Source organism: Runella sp. CRIBMP (assembly GCF_009905605.1).
Lineage (GTDB): Bacteria > Bacteroidota > Bacteroidia > Cytophagales > Spirosomataceae > Runella.
Genome location: NZ_JAAAKZ010000009.1, coordinates 71,966 through 89,472, shown reverse-complemented (window position 1 = coordinate 89,472; position 17,507 = coordinate 71,966). Strand labels below are relative to the sequence as shown.

At 44.8% G+C, this 17,507-nt stretch carries 13 protein-coding genes; 12 read left to right on the top strand and 1 reads right to left on the bottom strand.

Going from position 1 to position 17,507, the window contains the following annotated elements; all coding sequences use genetic code 11:
* Window positions 1-89: 89 nt before the first annotated feature.
* From GVN20_RS19795 to GVN20_RS19765, 7 genes are all read left to right on the top strand, one after another.
* On the top strand, window positions 90-785 hold the full coding sequence (locus GVN20_RS19795; protein ID WP_166560013.1) for an NrtR DNA-binding winged helix domain-containing protein: 696 nt from the start codon (window positions 90-92) through the stop codon (window positions 783-785).
* Window positions 786-792: 7 nt separating this feature from the next.
* Window positions 793-2,439, top strand: coding sequence for a ribulokinase (locus tag GVN20_RS19790; RefSeq protein ID WP_166560012.1), 1,647 nt, complete (start codon window positions 793-795; stop codon window positions 2,437-2,439).
* A complete protein-coding gene (araA, locus tag GVN20_RS19785) occupies window positions 2,423-3,907 on the top strand; it encodes an L-arabinose isomerase (protein WP_166560011.1) in 1,485 nt (494 codons plus the stop codon). Before GVN20_RS19790 ends, araA begins: the two co-directional genes overlap by 17 nt.
* A 42-nt stretch (window positions 3,908-3,949) precedes the next feature.
* Window positions 3,950-5,497 (top strand): alpha-N-arabinofuranosidase, encoded by a 1,548-nt coding sequence (locus GVN20_RS19780; protein WP_166560010.1) that lies wholly within the window; start codon window positions 3,950-3,952, stop codon window positions 5,495-5,497.
* A gap of 33 nt (window positions 5,498-5,530) precedes the next feature.
* Window positions 5,531-6,259 carry an L-ribulose-5-phosphate 4-epimerase gene (locus tag GVN20_RS19775; protein WP_166560009.1) on the top strand — a complete coding sequence of 243 codons (729 nt, stop codon included), beginning with the start codon at window positions 5,531-5,533 and terminating at the stop codon, window positions 6,257-6,259.
* 159 nt (window positions 6,260-6,418) lie between these two features.
* The gene (locus GVN20_RS19770) at window positions 6,419-8,074 is read left to right on the top strand and encodes a sodium/sugar symporter (protein ID WP_166560008.1); all 1,656 of its coding nucleotides are present in this window, start codon (window positions 6,419-6,421) and stop codon (window positions 8,072-8,074) included.
* Between the two features lie 120 nt (window positions 8,075-8,194).
* Window positions 8,195-8,950: an MBL fold metallo-hydrolase gene (locus tag GVN20_RS19765; protein WP_166560007.1), complete on the top strand. Its 756-nt coding sequence runs from the start codon at window positions 8,195-8,197 to the stop codon at window positions 8,948-8,950.
* Between the two features lie 99 nt (window positions 8,951-9,049).
* Here the strand turns inward: GVN20_RS19765 and GVN20_RS19760 are convergent, their stop codons facing one another.
* Window positions 9,050-9,949 carry a polyphosphate kinase 2 family protein gene (locus GVN20_RS19760; protein WP_166560006.1) on the bottom strand — a complete coding sequence of 300 codons (900 nt, stop codon included), beginning with the start codon at window positions 9,947-9,949 and terminating at the stop codon, window positions 9,050-9,052.
* 325 nt (window positions 9,950-10,274) lie between these two features.
* Between GVN20_RS19760 and GVN20_RS19755 the strand changes: the two genes are divergently transcribed.
* The 5 genes from GVN20_RS19755 (at window position 10,275) to GVN20_RS19735 (ending at window position 17,450) form a co-directional block, all read left to right on the top strand.
* Window positions 10,275-13,730, top strand: a complete 3,456-nt coding sequence (locus GVN20_RS19755; RefSeq protein WP_166560005.1) for a response regulator — start codon at window positions 10,275-10,277, stop codon at window positions 13,728-13,730.
* Between the two features lie 3 nt (window positions 13,731-13,733).
* Window positions 13,734-14,561 carry a protein-glutamate O-methyltransferase CheR gene (locus GVN20_RS19750; RefSeq protein WP_166560004.1) on the top strand — a complete coding sequence of 276 codons (828 nt, stop codon included), beginning with the start codon at window positions 13,734-13,736 and terminating at the stop codon, window positions 14,559-14,561.
* A 15-nt stretch (window positions 14,562-14,576) separates the two neighbouring features.
* The gene (locus GVN20_RS19745; RefSeq protein ID WP_166560003.1) at window positions 14,577-15,152 is read left to right on the top strand and encodes a chemotaxis protein CheB; all 576 of its coding nucleotides are present in this window, start codon (window positions 14,577-14,579) and stop codon (window positions 15,150-15,152) included.
* 12 nt (window positions 15,153-15,164) lie between these two features.
* Window positions 15,165-16,268 carry an ATP-binding protein gene (locus GVN20_RS19740; protein WP_166560002.1) on the top strand — a complete coding sequence of 368 codons (1,104 nt, stop codon included), beginning with the start codon at window positions 15,165-15,167 and terminating at the stop codon, window positions 16,266-16,268.
* An 801-nt stretch (window positions 16,269-17,069) separates the two neighbouring features.
* On the top strand, window positions 17,070-17,450 hold the full coding sequence (locus tag GVN20_RS19735; protein WP_166560001.1) for a PleD family two-component system response regulator: 381 nt from the start codon (window positions 17,070-17,072) through the stop codon (window positions 17,448-17,450).
* Window positions 17,451-17,507 lie beyond the last annotated feature (57 nt).

The following is a 17,507-nucleotide window of genomic DNA, read 5'->3' as shown; positions in this document are numbered from 1 at the left end:
ATTGTTTACTTTCCTGTTAAAAAATTCAAGAAAGTAGTTGAAAAGTAATAAAAAAGCCTCTATTATTGTGTTGTTTTGACACATTTAGAATGAAAAGCTACGCACACTCCACTCGACTTTTGGTGGCCATTGATTGCATCATCTTCGGTTTTGATGGAGAAGAGCTTAAATTATTGTTGATTAAGCGGCGTTTTGAGCCCGAAAAAGGCAAGTGGTCGTTGATGGGAGGATTTGTAAATGAGGAGGAAGATTTGGAGGTAGGAGCCGAACGAATTTTACATGAACTGACGGGCTTGCACAACATTTACGTGGAGCAATTGCAGACGTTTGGTAAAGTAGACCGCGACCCCGTAGAGCGCACCCTTTCGGTGGTTTTCTTTGCGCTCATCAACATTCATAACCACGATGAGGAATCCGTAAAGTCGCATAGTGCGTGCTGGATTAGCTTGAAGCAGATGCCGAAGTTGATTTTTGACCATGAAAAAATGGTTCAACTCGCACTCGAACGCCTGCGGTATAAGGCGGCGTTGCATCCGATTGGATTTGAGTTGTTGCCCCAACAATTCACCATTCCTCAATTACAAAAACTATACGAAGCCATTTATGATTTGAAACTCGACCGCCGCAATTTCAGTCGCAAGATTTTGTCGACGGGGCTGTTGCTGGATACGGGCGAGAAAAATGCCAATTCGGCTACCAAAAAGGCCATCTTGTATCGTTTGAACAAAGAAAAATACGAAAGTAACTTTAATAATTTTTGGTACTTCATGCCAGTAACCACCTAGAAAAACAATGCAGAATCAGTACGTTATTGGAGTAGATTATGGGACCGATTCGGTTCGGGCTTTGGTCGTCAACGCTCATACGGGGGCTGCCGTAGGGACACACGTTTTTGAATATCCACGCTGGAAAAAGGGTCTTTACTGTGCGCCCGAAATTTCACAATTTCGCCAGCATCCACTCGACTATCTGGAAGGACTGGAAGCGTCCATCAAAGGGGCGTTGGCGGGGGTATCAGAGGAGGTACGCCAAAATGTCAAAGGAATCTCGGTGGATACTACAGGCTCTACGCCCGTTGCCGTCGATGAAAATGGCACGCCGCTCGCGCTGTTACCTGAGTTTTCGGAAAACCCCCACGGAATGTTTATTCTCTGGAAAGACCATACCGGCAACGCGGAGGCCGAAGAAATCAACCAATTGGCACACCACTGGGATGTGGATTATACCAAATACGTCGGAGGGATTTATTCTTCGGAATGGTATTGGGCTAAGATAATGCGGACGATTCGCGTCGATAGCCAAGTACGGGCGCGGGCGTTTTCGTGGGTGGAGCATTGCGACTGGATTTCGGCGGTCTTGACGGGAGATACCAACCCGCTGACTTTGAAGCGCTCGCGCTGTGCGGCGGGCCACAAAGCCATGTGGAATGAGGAATTTCAGGGGTTGCCTTCGGAGGAGTTTTTGGTTGAATTGGAGCCTCAATTGGCGGGTTTGCGTCAACGCTTATTTAAAGATACCTACACCTCTGACGAAGCGATGGGGATAATTTCGGCGGAGTGGGCCACCAAATTGGGCATTCCTGCCGACGTCGTGATTGGCGTTGGGGCTTTTGATGCGCACATGGGCGCGGTGGGGGCTGAGATTGACCCGTACACCTTCGTGCGGGTGATGGGAACATCTACATGCGACATGATTATTGCACCCAATGAAGAAATCGGTCATTTGCTGATTCGGGGTATTTGCGGTCAGGTCGACGGCTCCATCATCCCTGGGATGCTGGGCATGGAAGCGGGCCAATCGGCCTTCGGAGATTTGTACGCATGGTTTCAGCAAGTGATTGTCGAGCCGGTCAAAGCGTTGTTGGGAGAGGAGGCCGCCGCAGAATTACGCAAAAAATTAATCCCTTATTTATCAGAACAGGCGGCCAAACTACCCGTCACCGAAAATGATGTAGTGGCGTTGGATTGGATTAACGGCCGCCGTACGCCCGATGCAAATCACACCTTGAAAGCCACGATTTCGGGGATGAATTTGAGTACTGATGCCGTTAAAATCTTCAAGGCGTTGGTAGAAGCCACTGCCTTTGGCTCAAGGGCGATTGTGGATCGATTTTATCAGGAAGGTGTCGCCATCAAAAAAGTGATTGGGATTGGCGGCGTAGCCAAAAAATCACCTTTTGTGATGCAAACGCTGGCCGATGTGCTCAATATGCCCATCAAAGTGGCAAGTTCAGACCAAGCCTGTGCCTTAGGAGCTGCCATGTGTGCGTCGGTAGCCGCGGGAATTCACCCCTCCATGGAGGCCGCGCAAGCAGCGATGGGTTCAGGTTTTGACGCCGAATACCATCCAAATGCCGAGAAAGTAGCGGTTTATCAAAGCTTATATCAGAAATATCAAAGTTTAGGAAACTATATAGAACAACATGCTCAAAAAATTTGAAGTCTGGTTTGTCACAGGCAGCCAGCATTTGTACGGTGAAGAAACGCTTCGCCAAGTGGATGAACACTCCCAAATTATTGCCGATTCGTTTAACGATTCTCCGCAAATTCCTGTTCGTGTGGTGTTTAAACCCGTAGTCAAAACACCCGATGAAATCTATGCGATTTGTCAGGAGGCCAACGTGGCACCTAACTGTATCGGCATTGTGGCTTGGATGCATACGTTCTCGCCCGCCAAAATGTGGATTCGGGGGCTGAATTGTCTCCAAAAACCACTGTTGCACCTGCATACACAATTTAACCGCGATATTCCGTTCAATGAAATCGACATGGACTTTATGAACCTCAACCAATCGGCGCATGGCGACCGTGAATTTGGGTTTATCATGTCGCGGATGCGGTTAAATCGCAAAGTGGTTGTGGGACATTGGCAACAGGCAGATATACTCCAAAAAATCAACGTGTGGAGCAGGGTAGCGGCGGCCAAATACGAAATGCAGACCATGAAAGTGGTGCGTTTTGGCGATAATATGCGGCAAGTGGCTGTCACGGACGGCGATAAAGTAGCGGCCGAAATGACGTTTGGTTTTTCGGTCAATACCCACGGCGTCGGAGATTTGGTGAAGTACATCAACCAAATTTCGGAAGCCGATATTTTTACGTTGATGCAAGAATACGAAGATACCTACGAACTGATGGATTCGCTCCGAAACGGCGGTTTCATGCGTCAGTCGTTGGTCGAGGCGGCGCGGATTGAGTTGGGATTGAAAGCATTTTTAGAAGAAGGCAATTTTTCGGCTTATACCAATACCTTCGAAGATTTGCACGGAATGCGTCAGCTACCGGGCATTGGTTCACAGCGCATGATGGCGGCGGGCTACGGCTACGGCGGTGAAGGGGACTGGAAAACGTCGGCGATGGTACGTGCCCTGAAAGTGATGGCGAGCGGCATGAAAGGGGGCAACTCTTTTATGGAAGATTATACCTATCATTTTGACCCCGTCAATCCTATGGTACTCGGCTCGCACATGCTCGAAATCTGCCCGTCGATTGCACAGGGAGCCGTAAAATGCGAAGTGCATCCACTCGGCATTGGTGGCAAAGAAGATCCCGTAAGATTAGTATTTAATGCGGCACCCGGGCCGGCGCTCAATGTGTCGCTGATTGACATGGGCAACCGTTTTCGTCTGTTGGTCAACGAAGTAGAAGCCGTTGAAGTTACCGAAACGTTTCCCAAACTTCCCACGGCACGGGCACTTTGGAAGCCTCAGCCAAGCATGGAAATCGGTTTGCAGGCTTGGATTTTGGCAGGCGGCGCGCACCACACCGTATATAGCCAAAACCTCACAACGGAATACATCGAAGATTTTGCGGAGATGTTTGGCGTAGAATTGGTCGTTATTGATAAAAACACCACCATTCGGCAGTTAAAGAATGAGTTGCGTTGGAGTGAATTAGCGTTTAAATAAAACTTTTTTTGTCACGCTGTAAAACTTTTGAATATCCTGACAATGAAACATCTTCTAACAATTCTGTGCGGTATTTTTCTGTTTGTTTCAAGCACGGTCTTTGCCCAAAACAAAGTAACCCTCAGCGGTGATCTAGGAAAACATACCATTAACAAACACATCTACGGGCATTTTGCCGAACACCTCGGTAAGTGCATCTATGGCGGTTTATACGTGGGGGAAAATAATACCAAAATTCAGAACAAAGACGGCGTACGGATGGACGTGGTCAATGCACTGAAAAAAATGAAAATCCCCAATCTGCGCTGGCCCGGAGGCTGTTTTGCCGATACATATCAATGGAAAGACGGCATCGGTCCCAAAGCAAACCGCCCTAAAATTGTGAACGTTTGGTGGGGGAACGTGACCGAAGACAATAGCTTCGGTACGCACGACTTCCTGAATATGTGCGAGTTGATTGGAACCGAGCCTTATTTGGCAGGAAACGTAGGCAGCGGAACGGTAAAGGATTTGGCAGATTGGGTACAGTATGTCAATTTCAAAGGCGTCAGTCCGATGTCGGATTTACGGGCCAAAAATGGTCGCGAAAACCCGTGGAAAGTGCGGTATTGGGGTGTAGGCAACGAAGCCTGGGGCTGCGGTGGCAACATGAAACCCGACTACTACGCCAACATTTACCGTCAATACGCTACGTTTATGAATGCGTCGTTTGAAAACAACGAACGACTGTTTCGGATTGCTTCAGGAGCCAGCGACAACGACTATAATTGGACAGAAACGCTCATGCGGGAGATTCCGCACAACATGCTCGAAGGAATAGCGATGCACCACTACTCCGTCATTGACTGGAAGCAAAAAGGCCCTTCAACGACCTTTACCGAAGAGTTGTATTTCAAAACCATGAAAGAGGCGTTGCTGATGGATGAGCTTGTCAAACGCCACAGCACCATCATGGACAAATACGATCCTGCGAAGAAAGTGGCGTTGGTCGTGGATGAATGGGGTGGTTGGTATGATGTGGAGCCAGGCACCAATCCGGGCTTTTTGTTTCAGCAAAATACCATGCGCGATGCCGTTTTGGCAGGGGCTACACTCAATATTTTCCATAAATATTGCGAACGTGTTCGTATGGCCAACTTGGCGCAGGTGGTCAATGTATTGCAATCGGTGATTTTGACCAACGAAGAAAAAATGATTTTGACGCCTACCTACCACGTATTGGAAATGTACAACGTCCACCAAGACGCGACGATGTTGCCCGTGGAGGTTCAGTCAAATGATTACACGTTTGGCAATGAAAAATTACCCGCGATTTCGGTTTCAGCATCACGTGATAAAAATGGCGCGGTTCATGTGTCATTGGTTAACATTGACCCCAATAAAGCGCAGGAAATCACCATAAATGTTACGGGGGTAAATGCCTCAGGCGTGACGGGCCGCATTCTTACTTCTGCCAAAGTACAAGATTACAATACCTTTGAAACTCCCAATAAAATTCAGCCAGCGGCCTTTAGCGGGGCAAGCCTGAAAAATAATACGCTGACGGTCAAATTGCCACCCGTATCGGTGGTTGTATTGGAATTGAAATAAGTTAGTTGCAAAGCTATTTTAGTAAAAAATACAATGGAAATAATCATTAAACCCCCATTGGGGGAATGGGGGCTTTTACAACAAGAATGTTACGAAGCCAATATGCAGCTGCCAAAGCTGGGATTGGTACTGTTTACGTTTGGTAACGTAAGCGCGGTAGACCGTGATAAAGCCGTTTTTGCCATCAAGCCCAGCGGTGTACCGTATGAGTTTTTGAAACCCGAAGACATCGTTATCATGGACTACGATGCCAAAGTGGTGGAGGGGAAGATGCGCCCGTCGTCGGATACAAAAACGCACGCGTTGCTCTACAAGACTTGGGACGACATCGGCGGTATCACGCACACGCACAGCACCTACGCGGTGGCGTGGGCGCAGGCGGGACTAGATATTCCTATCTTCGGCACTACCCACGCTGACCATACGCACCAAGATATTCCTTGCGCCCCAGTGCTGTCGGACGAAATGATTCAGGGGGACTATGAGTACGAAACGGGCAATCAAATCTTTGGAGTATTTGACGCCCGTAAATTGTCGCACAAAGAAATGGAAATGGTACTTCTGCAAAATCACGGACCGTTTACGTGGGGTAAGACCGCCGAGAAGTCGGTGTACAACGCGGCGGTGCTGGAAGAAGTAGCCCGTATGGCGTACCTGACGCTGCAAATCAATCCCCAAACGCCACGCATTAAAGACACTTTGCGTATGAAACATTTTGAACGCAAACACGGCAAAAATGCCTACTACGGGCAAGGATGTTAAACAGCTTTGTCATTCTGTAAGAATCTATTGTCAAGACATTGATTCTTCGCTTTTAGATGATTCTTTCAGAATGACAAAGAAATGAATGGAATAAAAAACAAAGTATAATTAAAAAATATGTCGATTATTGATTTTTAATTTTTCCAACCCTCGCTTCCTATGACCCTTGGACTTGAAACCCTTGATTACGTTATCTTCCTCATTTATTTTGTGATTGTGTCGAGCTACGGCTATTGGGTATATAAACACAAAGGCAAACAGACCGCCGATTCTAAAGACTTTTTTCTGGCCGAAGGCTCCCTCACTTGGTGGGCTATCGGGGCTTCCATCATCGCGTCCAATATCTCCGCCGAGCAGTTTATTGGCATGAGCGGACAAGCCTTTCAGTTGGGGATTGCCATTTCGGTCTATGAATTGTTGGGCGGCGTAGCGCTCATTATCGTGGCCGTGTATTTTCTACCGATGTACCTCAACAACAAGATTTACACCATGCCGCAATTTCTCGCCAAACGCTACAATGAGCGGCTGGCGACGATTATGGCCGTGTTTTGGCTGTTTCTCTACATTTTCGTTAACCTCACATCCATCATTTACCTTGGTGCATTGAGTTTAGAAAAAATGACGGGCTTCGCCTTCATGCCTTGTGCTATCTTCCTGACCACTTTTGCCGTTATCATCACACTTGGCGGCATGAAGGTAATCGGCTATACCGATGTGATTCAGGTGGTTTGTTTGATTTTCGGTGGTTTGGCTACCACGTATCTGGCCTTGGATTTACTTTCCGATAAAGTCGGTACTGGTTCGGGGGTATTGGAAGGATTGAGTTTGATTCGTGAAAAAGCCGATAGCCACCTGCACATGATTTTCTCGCCCGGACAGTATCAAGTTCACGACGGGCGCGGTGGGTTTATTGATGCTTATAATCAGTTGCCTGGCATCATGATGTTTATCATCGGTGGGCAGTGGGTCAACAACCTTAACTATTTTGGCTGTAATCAATACATGACCCAACGGGCGCTTGGCGCTGACATCAATACGGCTCGTAACGGTGTTTTGTTCGCAGCATTTCTGAAAATGATGATGCCATTCATCGTGGTTTTGCCCGGTTTGGCCGCTTACGTGTTGTTTCAAGAAAATGCTGATGCATCTATTGTCAACGGCATTACCCAAAACGGCATCGTAAAACCCGACAATGCCTACCCAGTTTTATTGAATTTACTCCCAGTAGGCTTAAAAGGCTTGGCCTTTGCGGCCCTGACGGCGGCGATTGTGGCGAGTTTGGCGGGCAAAGCCAACAGTATCTCGACCATCTATATGCTTGATATTCACAACAAATTTTTCAACAAAAACCTTACCGAAAAACAAACCGTTTGGACGGGGCGCGTGGCCATTGTCGTGGCCTTCATCATTGCCCTGATGGTGAGCCCGTTATTGGCCAATTTCGGACAGGCATTTGAGTACATTCAGGTCTACACGGGCTACATTTCGCCTGGTATTCTGAGTATTTTCTTGCTGGGTTTCTTCTGGAAAAAAGCGACCGCCAACGGCGCTTTGGCGGCAGCGGTATTGAGTATTGCGTTGTCGGCCCTGATTGAGAATTTGTATCCTGCCTTCCCATTCCTCAACCGTATGGGTGTAGTGTTCTGGATTTGTTCGGCCGTACACGTAGCCATCAGCTTAGCACAATCGAAAGGTATAGATCAACCCAATGCCTTCGAGGTGCGCCCCGAATGGTTTAAGGTCACGCCTACATTTCGCTACGGTGCCATTGCGGTAGTGGCTACGTTTAGTCTGATTTACTGGATTTTCTGGTAGGGAATACCTTTAAATAAAATTCAATGGAGGGGGTAGCTGACGAAGCTATCCCCTTTTATTTTATCAATATATTTGTTGAATAAATTCATCATTAAAAAAACGAAAAAGTTGGGCATTGTTATGATGACAAGCAGTATTGTCGTGTACGTTCTTGAGGTAAGGTTTTACAATAACGGCAAAGAAGATACTCTGTATCCCGTTATTATAAAAAACGAACACCAAACTATATTGGTAGATTGCGGTTATGCTGGATTTATGCCGCTCATTGAGGATGCGGCCCAGAAACAAGGGCTATCACTTCAAGAACTGACGGGCGTTTTTATCACCCATCACGATATCGACCACTTAGGGGGCTTAGCGGAGTTGAAAAATCGCTACCCTACCCTAGACGTTTATACGCCTGTCATTGAAGCCCCTTATATTAGTGGAAAAGAAAAATCGGTACGTTTAATGCAGGCTGAAAGCTTGTTTGAGTCTTTACCCGAAGACCAAAAATCAGGAGCTTTGTATTTTCAGGAGCTGCTGAAAAATGTTCAAAGTGTTGAGGTGGATGCCGTGTTTTCGGAAGGTGAAACCTTTATGGAAGGCGTGCAAATTATAAACACTCCAGGCCACATGCCGGGTCATGTGTCGCTTTACGTACCGGAGAGCCAAACGCTCATTGCGGCAGATGCGCTGGTAATTGAGCATGGTGAATTTGAAATCGCCAACCCCGCTTTTACCCTAGATTTAGGGGCTGCGGTAGAGTCAGTAAAAAAGCTAAAGCGTCTGGAAATCAAGCGAATGATTTGTTATCATGGCGGTGTTACGGAAGAGGAGATTGTCGCGAAATTGGCAAGATTAATTTCACGCTATCCCCCTCCCCCAGTTCTCTGAAAGTCAGGTATAAATGGTATTTGTGGCTTGTAAAATTGAACAGGCGAGCACTTGGCTCGCCTGTTCAATTTCTTATTTCTATCTCCTCCCACTACCCACTCACTCTCCACTTGCATCCTGCTCATGAATCGTTTCGATGAGTTTTTGCAGGGCGGCGTGCCGCTCTGGGGTGCTTTCTGGAAACGACATATTCATGTTTTTGAGTTCTTCAATCAAAATTTTTCCAACAATAAGCCGCATATTTTTTTTGTCATCGGCGGGGACTACGTACCAAGGCGCTTTTTCGGTAGCGGTGGCGTTGATGGCTTCTTCGTAGGCGTTCATGTAGTCTTTCCAATAGGCGCGCTCTTTGATGTCGTCTTCTTCAAACTTCCAGTTTTTGGTAGGGTCTTCGATGCGTTCGATGAGTTGTTTTCCCTGTTCCTGTTGCGAGATGTTCAGGAAAAACTTAATCACCCTGATGCCGTTATGATAGAGGTATTTTTCAAAGTTGGCGATGTCTTGGTAGCGTTGTTTCCATACTTTGTCCAAATCTTTGGTCAATTCTTTGGGCAACCGCTGCGACTTGGTTAGGATTTCGGGATGTACTTTTACGACCAATACCTCTTCATAATGACTCCTGTTGAAGATGGTAATGTTGCCGCGTTCGGGCAGTGAAAGCAAATGCCGCCACAAAAAATCATGGTCTAGTTCATTGTCGGAAGGTCGTTTGAAAGATTGGATTTTGACCCCCACAGGATTCACCCCCGACAATACGTGCTTGATGGTACTATCTTTTCCGGCGGCGTCCATGGCCTGAAAAATCACCAAGAGCCCGTACCGATTGTGAGCGTACATAAGACTTTGGAGCTCGTCGATGGTGGTCCTAAAATCAGCCAGTTGGGCGGCGTAGTCAGCTTTGTCGTCGTAAAGGTCTTCTATTTTGGTGGCCGTTTTTTTATGATGAAATGTACGGGTGCCGTCGAAGCGAAAATCTTCGGTTTTGAGTGACTGAGACATAGAGGAACGGTTGGTTTTAGTGTTTGTCCGACATATAAATTTGAAAAATCAGGGTAAAATATACCTAAATGCTCACCGCTTGATAATTTTCCGTTACTAATATCCCTGTTTTTTGGGTCAAAGTGGTTATAAACCGAAATTTTCTGTATTTTGAATCGGAATAAAGACCAGCAACAGGCGTTTTTTTGCATATTATTGGCAACAGAGAAACTTTGGCGTTGATTTTGTTTAGTAACCTTTAGAAAAACAGTAGTACTAATTACCCATTCTAACGCTAAACACCATTGATGTCATTTCCTCAAAATGACTGATGCCCGCTCAAATTATGAAACTCACTATTGCCGCTTGGCTGCTTATTGGATCAGCTTGTACCATTTTGATTGGTATTTTTTTGGGCATTTCTTTTTTTAATACCATTCAGCGCCAAGTCGAAGAGGCGGAATGGGTAAAAGAAAAAAACGAAATGCTTGACCAGCTCCTGGCGCTGGAAAAGCTCCTCGTCGATATGGAAACGGGGCAACGTGCGTATCGAAGCACGAACGAAAAAAGATTTTTGCTACCATTTAACCAAGCTCAGATTAATATTGGGCTGGTAGAAGATAATTTAACGAACTATTTCCAGGAAAATCCGCTCAAGCTGTCCCAATTGGCCCAAATACAGCAATCATTGCAATTGTTAATGCAATTGTGGAGCTCCACCCCAGAAAATGAAAGGGGAGTGAACCAGCAAACCCTGATTGAAATTACGGCACGAGAGATGAAAGAAATGGACAACGTGCGGATACTGGTAAAGAAAATGTATACCGCCGAACGTTATGAGTTGTCCAGAAGAGAGGCTTCAATGAAGATGCTCATTGAAAACCTAACCCGTAAAACCGTATTAGGGACATTTTTGCTGTTTTTGGCGGCCGCCGTGCTTACTTATTTTTATGCGTTAGAGTTTAAAAGCCGGAAGAAAATCGAAAATCGACTCAGCAATACTATAGACGAGCTTGAGGAACTTAATAAATCTATCAAAGAAAGAAATTGGTATCTGGCGGGGCTAACGATTTTGAATGACTCCCTTCAAAATACCAATACATTAGAAGCTCTTGGGCAATCGGCCTTAAAAGCCGTTACCGATTATTTGGAGCTACCAGCGGGGGGGATATATTTGGTTGATGAGTCTCAAAAGTTGGTGCTGAAAGCCTCTGTGGCTTTGCCCACTCAAGCGCCCCAATCCTATGCGCTGGGAGAGGGATTGGTAGGCCAAGCTGGGCTTGAAAGGCAAGTACGCATCACTAAGTCAATTCCGTCGTCTTATTGGGCCATTGAGTCGGGAAGCGGCGCTACCAAAGCAGGTGAAATTGCGTGCATTCCACTTTGGTACGGTAAAGAACTCAAAGGTGTAATCGAGCTAGCATCCTTCTCGCCATTTCCTGACCATCAAATAGAGCTTTTGAAAAAAGTATCTAAGGATATTTCCTTGTCGGCCAATGAAATACAGTCTCGGCTTAAAGTTGAGCAGTTGTTGGAACAGTTGAAAGAACAAACGGCAATTTTGGAGAATCAGCAGGATGAATTGCGTCAGACCAACGAAGAATTGTCGCACCAATCCGAGAGCCTGATGGCATCTGAAGAAGAGTTGCGGGTGCAAGAAGAAGAATTGAGACACATCAATTCAGAGTTGGAAGAAAAAAATGAAGCCCTAGAAGTAGCAAGACAGGCATTGGCCCTGAAAGCCAAGGAGTTGGAAGTGACAAGTACGTACAAGTCAGAGTTTCTGGCCAATATGTCGCATGAGTTGCGTACCCCGCTCAACAGCGTTTTGATTTTGGCCAACTTGTTGTCTGAAAATAAATCAAAAAACCTAAGCGAAAAGCAGGTTGAATACGCCAACGTGATTCGAAAATCGGGCACCGACCTGTTAAAGCTCATTAATGATATACTGGATTTGTCGAAGATTGAAGCAGGGAAGATTGATTTTCAGTTTGAAAGTGTACCTGTTAAAAATATTATAAGGGATATTAAGCAATTGTTTGAGGTAGTAGCCGACGAAAAAGGGGTGTTTTTTTTAACGCAAGTAGAGGCCTCGGTTCCCGCAGCGTTGCACACCGACAAACAGCGATTAGAACAAATTATTCAAAATCTGTTGTCCAATGCGTTTAAGTTTACCCCAAAAAATGGGAAAATTACGCTTTCATTTAAGGCCATTGAGCCTCAGCCTGACTTTGCCACCGACGCCCTGAAAAAGGCCGAACAGGTATTGGCTATCAGCGTTGAGGACACGGGCGTGGGAATCCCCGCCGAAAAACAACAGCTCATTTTTGAGGCATTTCAACAGGCCGATGGGTCAACCAGCCGTAAATATGGTGGTACGGGCCTAGGGCTATCCATCATTAGAGAATTGGTAAAACGGCTGGGCGGAGAAGTAAGACTTCAAAGTGAAGTGGGGAAAGGTAGCACTTTTTCGGTTTTTATACCGCTCAAAACCAACGCGACAGGTGCAGTGGCTGCCAACCCTGAAGCGCTGACGATAAGCGAAAAGCGAAACTTCTCCATGACCGATTTTCAAAAAGAGATGGTATCGCAGGCCAAAATAGAAGACGACCGAAATTCGATTGAAAAAGGCGATTTGGTGATGCTAATTATCGAAGACGACCCCATGTTTGCGGGGATTGTCAGGGATTTAGCCCGCAATAAAAACTACAAAACAATCGTGGCCCTGCAAGGCGACGAGGGAATGAGGTATGCCCAGAAGTATCAGCCGTCGGCCATCATTCTTGACGTGCAGTTGCCCGTTGTTGATGGGCAGAGTATTCTTTCGTGGATTAAGAATAACGAACAATTAAAGCACATTCCTGTTCATGTTATTTCGGGGGCAGATGCTTCGAGTCTGTCGTTGGAGGGGGCGCAGGCGTTCATCCAAAAACCCGTCAAAACGCAAGACTTAGAGAAGGTATTTAGTTTATTGGAAGCTCAATTGAATGTTAAAATCAAGAAAGTGCTGATATTAGTCGGGGAGTTTATTCAACGAAATACCATCGGTCAGGTGCTTGGAAAGCGCTATCCAGGCCTCAAATGGGAAGTGGTTGTTTCGGAGCAGGATGCCACCGACCACATTGCCCAGCATGATTATGACTGCCTGATTGTAGACATCCGCAAAAATTTGGATCAAGGCATGGAAATGCTAAGGCGCTTGAAAGAAGCCAGCGCTGCGAAGGTCTTGCCCGTGATTGTGTACATTGACGAAGACCTCAACCTGGCCAAAGAGCGCCAACTAAAAAAACTTTCGAGCGTGATTATCCGGGAGTCTACGCAATCTATGGAGCGACTAATGGATGAAATGGAATTGTTTCTCTATAAAGTGCAGGAAGTAGAAACCAAAAAGCTACCCCAGCCCACCGTGGCCTTCAGTAGCGGAGGATTGGAAGGAAAAAAGGTGCTTCTGGTAGACGATGATATGCGCAATGTGTTTGCTTTGAGCACATTATTGGAAGAGCAACAGATGAAAGTCATTACGGCCGACAACGGCAAGGAAGCGTTGGAAGAACTTAGGCTTCACCCTGATATTGATATTGTATTGATGGATATTATGATGCCCGAAATGGACGGGTACGAGGCCACGTCTCGGATTCGGCATGATTTGCGGTTGTCTAAATTACCCATCATCGCTCTCACGGCCAAGGCCATGCCCGAAGACCGTGAAAAAGTGATTGAAGCGGGGGCATCCGATTATATTACAAAACCAGTGGATACGGGTCAACTTTTTTCCCTGATGCGCGTATGGCTTTCCAAATAAAGAATGGATTCTCAAACACAACTGACTGCTGAAGAGTTAAACGAGATTATTCAACTCATTTATACCCAGCATGGGTATGATTTCAGTGACTATGCCCGATCGTCGCTGTTGAGAAGAGTGGCTCGGTGCATGACGATAGCGGAGTTCAAAACCAGTTATGAGTTGAAATATCATTTGATCAACGATAAATCTTTTTTTGCGTGGTTTCTAGAAACCCTGACGGTCAACGTGACGGAGATGTTTAGAGACCCTATTTTTTATAAAGAGCTTCGGGAAAAAGTGATTCCGACGCTGGCTTCTTATCCGATTATTAAAGTGTGGCACGCAGGCTGCGCCACGGGCGAAGAAGTCTATTCAATGGCAATTCTGCTGCAAGAAGCGGGCTTGCTAAACCGGACCAAAATGTATGCGACCGACCTCAATCCCGTCAATTTGGAAAGGGCACGTCAGGGAATTATTCCTTTAAAACAGATCAAAGAGTACACCACAAATTACATTAAATCGGGCGGAACAAATGATTTTTCGGCCTACTATACTGCGCAATACGACAATGCGATTATCCATAAAGAGTACCGTGAGGAGGTCGTTTTTGCGCGACATAATCTGGCCGTAGACCAGGTATTCAACGAATTTCAGTTGATATGCTGCCGCAACGTTATGATCTATTTTAATCAGGAATTACAAAACCGGGCAGTCCATTTATTTCACGATAGCCTCTCGCCCTTGGGGTATCTAGCCATTGGCATCAAAGAGTCGTTACTTTTTACGGATATAAAAGAGCAATTTGAAGCTATTAGTCCATTAGCCCGTATTTACCGACGAAAAAAATAAAAACAAAGAGAGGCGATGACAAAAAACAACGTTGATATAGTTGTAATTGGCGGCTCCGCAGGAAGTATTCCGGTGATTTGTGAGCTGATTGAAGCGCTGCCATCACCGTTTGATTTTGCCGTTGTCATCGTTATTCACCGTTCCAAAAACGTAATCAGTGAGATGGAACAGATTCTGGCGGTAAAACGAAAAGAAATAATGGTAAAAGAGCCAGATGATAAAGAACCCATCCAAAAAAATTGTGTTTATTTGGCTCCACAAAACTATCATTTGTTGATTGAAGAAACCCATTCTTTTTGTTTAGATTATTCTGAGCTGGTCTCTTATAGCCGTCCCTCAATAGACGTAACATTTGAAAGTATTGCGGAAATATATACTCAAAAGGCAGTGTCAATTCTTTTGAGCGGCGCAAACGGTGATGGCTCACACGGAATGGCAGAGATAATAGCAAGAGGAGGTACTGGCATTGTTCAGGAGCCTTCAACGGCGGAGTATCCCGTCATGCCTCAATTGGCCCTTGATGCCAATGCCGAGGCGAAAGCTTGGACGCCAGCCCAAATTTCTACATATATACATACATTGAACGTATAATTAATCTCAACGATGTTAAACCCTAATCGCGATTTTACAATTCTTTTGGTTGACGACCGTGAAGAAAATTTGTTGGCCCTTGAAGAAATGTTGGCCGATGAAAACAGGGTTTTTATCAAAGCTACTTCTGGCAATCAAGCCCTGCGCCACGCCCTCCGCAACGACAACATCGGCCTGATCATGTTGGATGTCCAAATGCCAGAAATGGACGGTTTTGAAGTGGCAAGGTTGTTGAAAACCAACCAAAAAACCAAGCATATTTCCATTGTGTTTGTGACTGCTATCAATAAAGAAGAGCACTATATGCTCAAAGGGTTTGATGAAGGCGCGGTGGATTACCTGCACAAACCCTTGGATATCAACGTCACCAAAGCGAAAGTAAAGGTATTTCAGCACCTGTATCAATACCAACAAGAACTTAAGTATACGGCCATTGAGCTCCGACGAATCAATCAGCAGCTAGAAAAGTTTGCTTATATCATCGCCCATGACATGAAATCCCCTCTCACGGGTATTATTGGCGCTTTGTCATTGTTGGAGATGGACGAGGACGGCGAATTGAGTGCCGAAGAATGCAAAGAATATATTTCCCACTCCAAAGAAGCGGCACTGTATTTAGCAAATATGATCAATGCCCTGCTGGACTACTCTCGCAAAAGCCTGGCCGACCAAACCGTAGAGGAGGTAAATGTACAGGATATGGTGCAGGAGATTGTGCATAATTTGTTTTTGCCGCCGCATGTTACGTTTAAAATCACGACCCCTTTGCCGATTTTATGGACTAAAAAACTGAAGCTACAACAGGTATTCCAAAATTTAATCAGTAATGCCGTAAAATACAATCACAAACCCGACGCGTCTATTGAGCTGGGATGTCAAGAAAAAGGGGATTTGTACGAGTTTTATGTGCAAGACAATGGCCCTGGGATTCCGTTTCAGGACCATGAAAATATATTTAAATTTTTCAGAACTTCAATCAACATGGCTACCTCAGAGAGCAGTACGGGGGTAGGGCTTTCAATCCTAAAATTACTGGTGGAAGAGCAGGGTGGTAAAATCTGGGTAGACTCTGACCCCAGCCTCGGAAGTGTTTTTTATTTCGAATGGAAAAAGTAATTCTATCTAAACAGTGCCGAAATGCACTTTTGCAAATATCCCAAAAATACAATTTTTTCTACCCTCTTCTAGGTCTTGCCAGCGCGGTACATACAGCAACCGTTCATACCCTATGGAATATTAATATAACAAAAAGAATTAATCATTGAGGAATCATTTGATTTCATGTAAATTAGGTATATTTGTTATACCTATGAGACCATAAATAACATACCAAAACATAACAGTTTGTCAAATTATTGAACTTGCAACAGTTTCATGGGAAAGTTGCAAATCCAACTCAGTATTGTTTGTTGAAAAAGTGATACAATTTAGTGAAAAATTAAAAAAGCCCTGTTTGTTATTGGTTGTTAACTGAGTGTATATTTTCTAATACACGCGCAAACTTTGTGGTTAACCCGTCAATAATCGTTATGAAAAAGGTGGCTTATTTTATAAATCTTCGATAAACCATTTGAAATACGAGTCGTAATGCAAGTAAAATGCTAATTAGTACTTACACAATAATAAACTAAAAAGCATATAAAATATGGTACATATAGAGTGAATATGGTAAACTAAAAAAGTAATGATGACTAATCAGTATAAATTTCTCCTGTAATTTTGAACAGAACAATTTATACCTGAAAGGCCTAAAAAAATCCCAAAAATCTAATCCGTTCTAATTTGGCTTTTGAATTTAATATACTAAAACTACATAATGCACAGATGGCGCTTTTTTGAGTATATAATCTGCATCGGTGTTTATCCAAATGATTTCAACGTTAATGAAACAAAGTCTCATAAAATAATTTAGTACTCATGACTAATCGTTACAATGTTCTTATTGTAGAAGATGATGCGTTTATTCGTAAAGTTCTTCGTCAATCCTTAAAAAATGATTTTGAAGTTACCACTCATGTCAATGGCATAGAAGCCATGAGCTGGTTGGAACAGGGGAATCCTGTGGATGTCATTTTGACTGATTTACAGATGCCATATTTGAATGGCCAGGATTTGATCAAGACGATACGAGCCAGTCCGATGTTTAAAAATCTGCCGATTATTATACTTTCTACCTACGACGATAGCAATACCCGTATAGCCTGTTTGGAATTGGGGGCTGATGATTACATGACCAAACCTTTCAATCCTTTGGAGGTAAAAGCAAAAGTTTTGGCCGTCATGCGGAGATCAAAGTAGTGTTTCTGACCGCTACTGTTTCCGAAAAGTCACTTTATTTCAGTTATTCTATCCCTT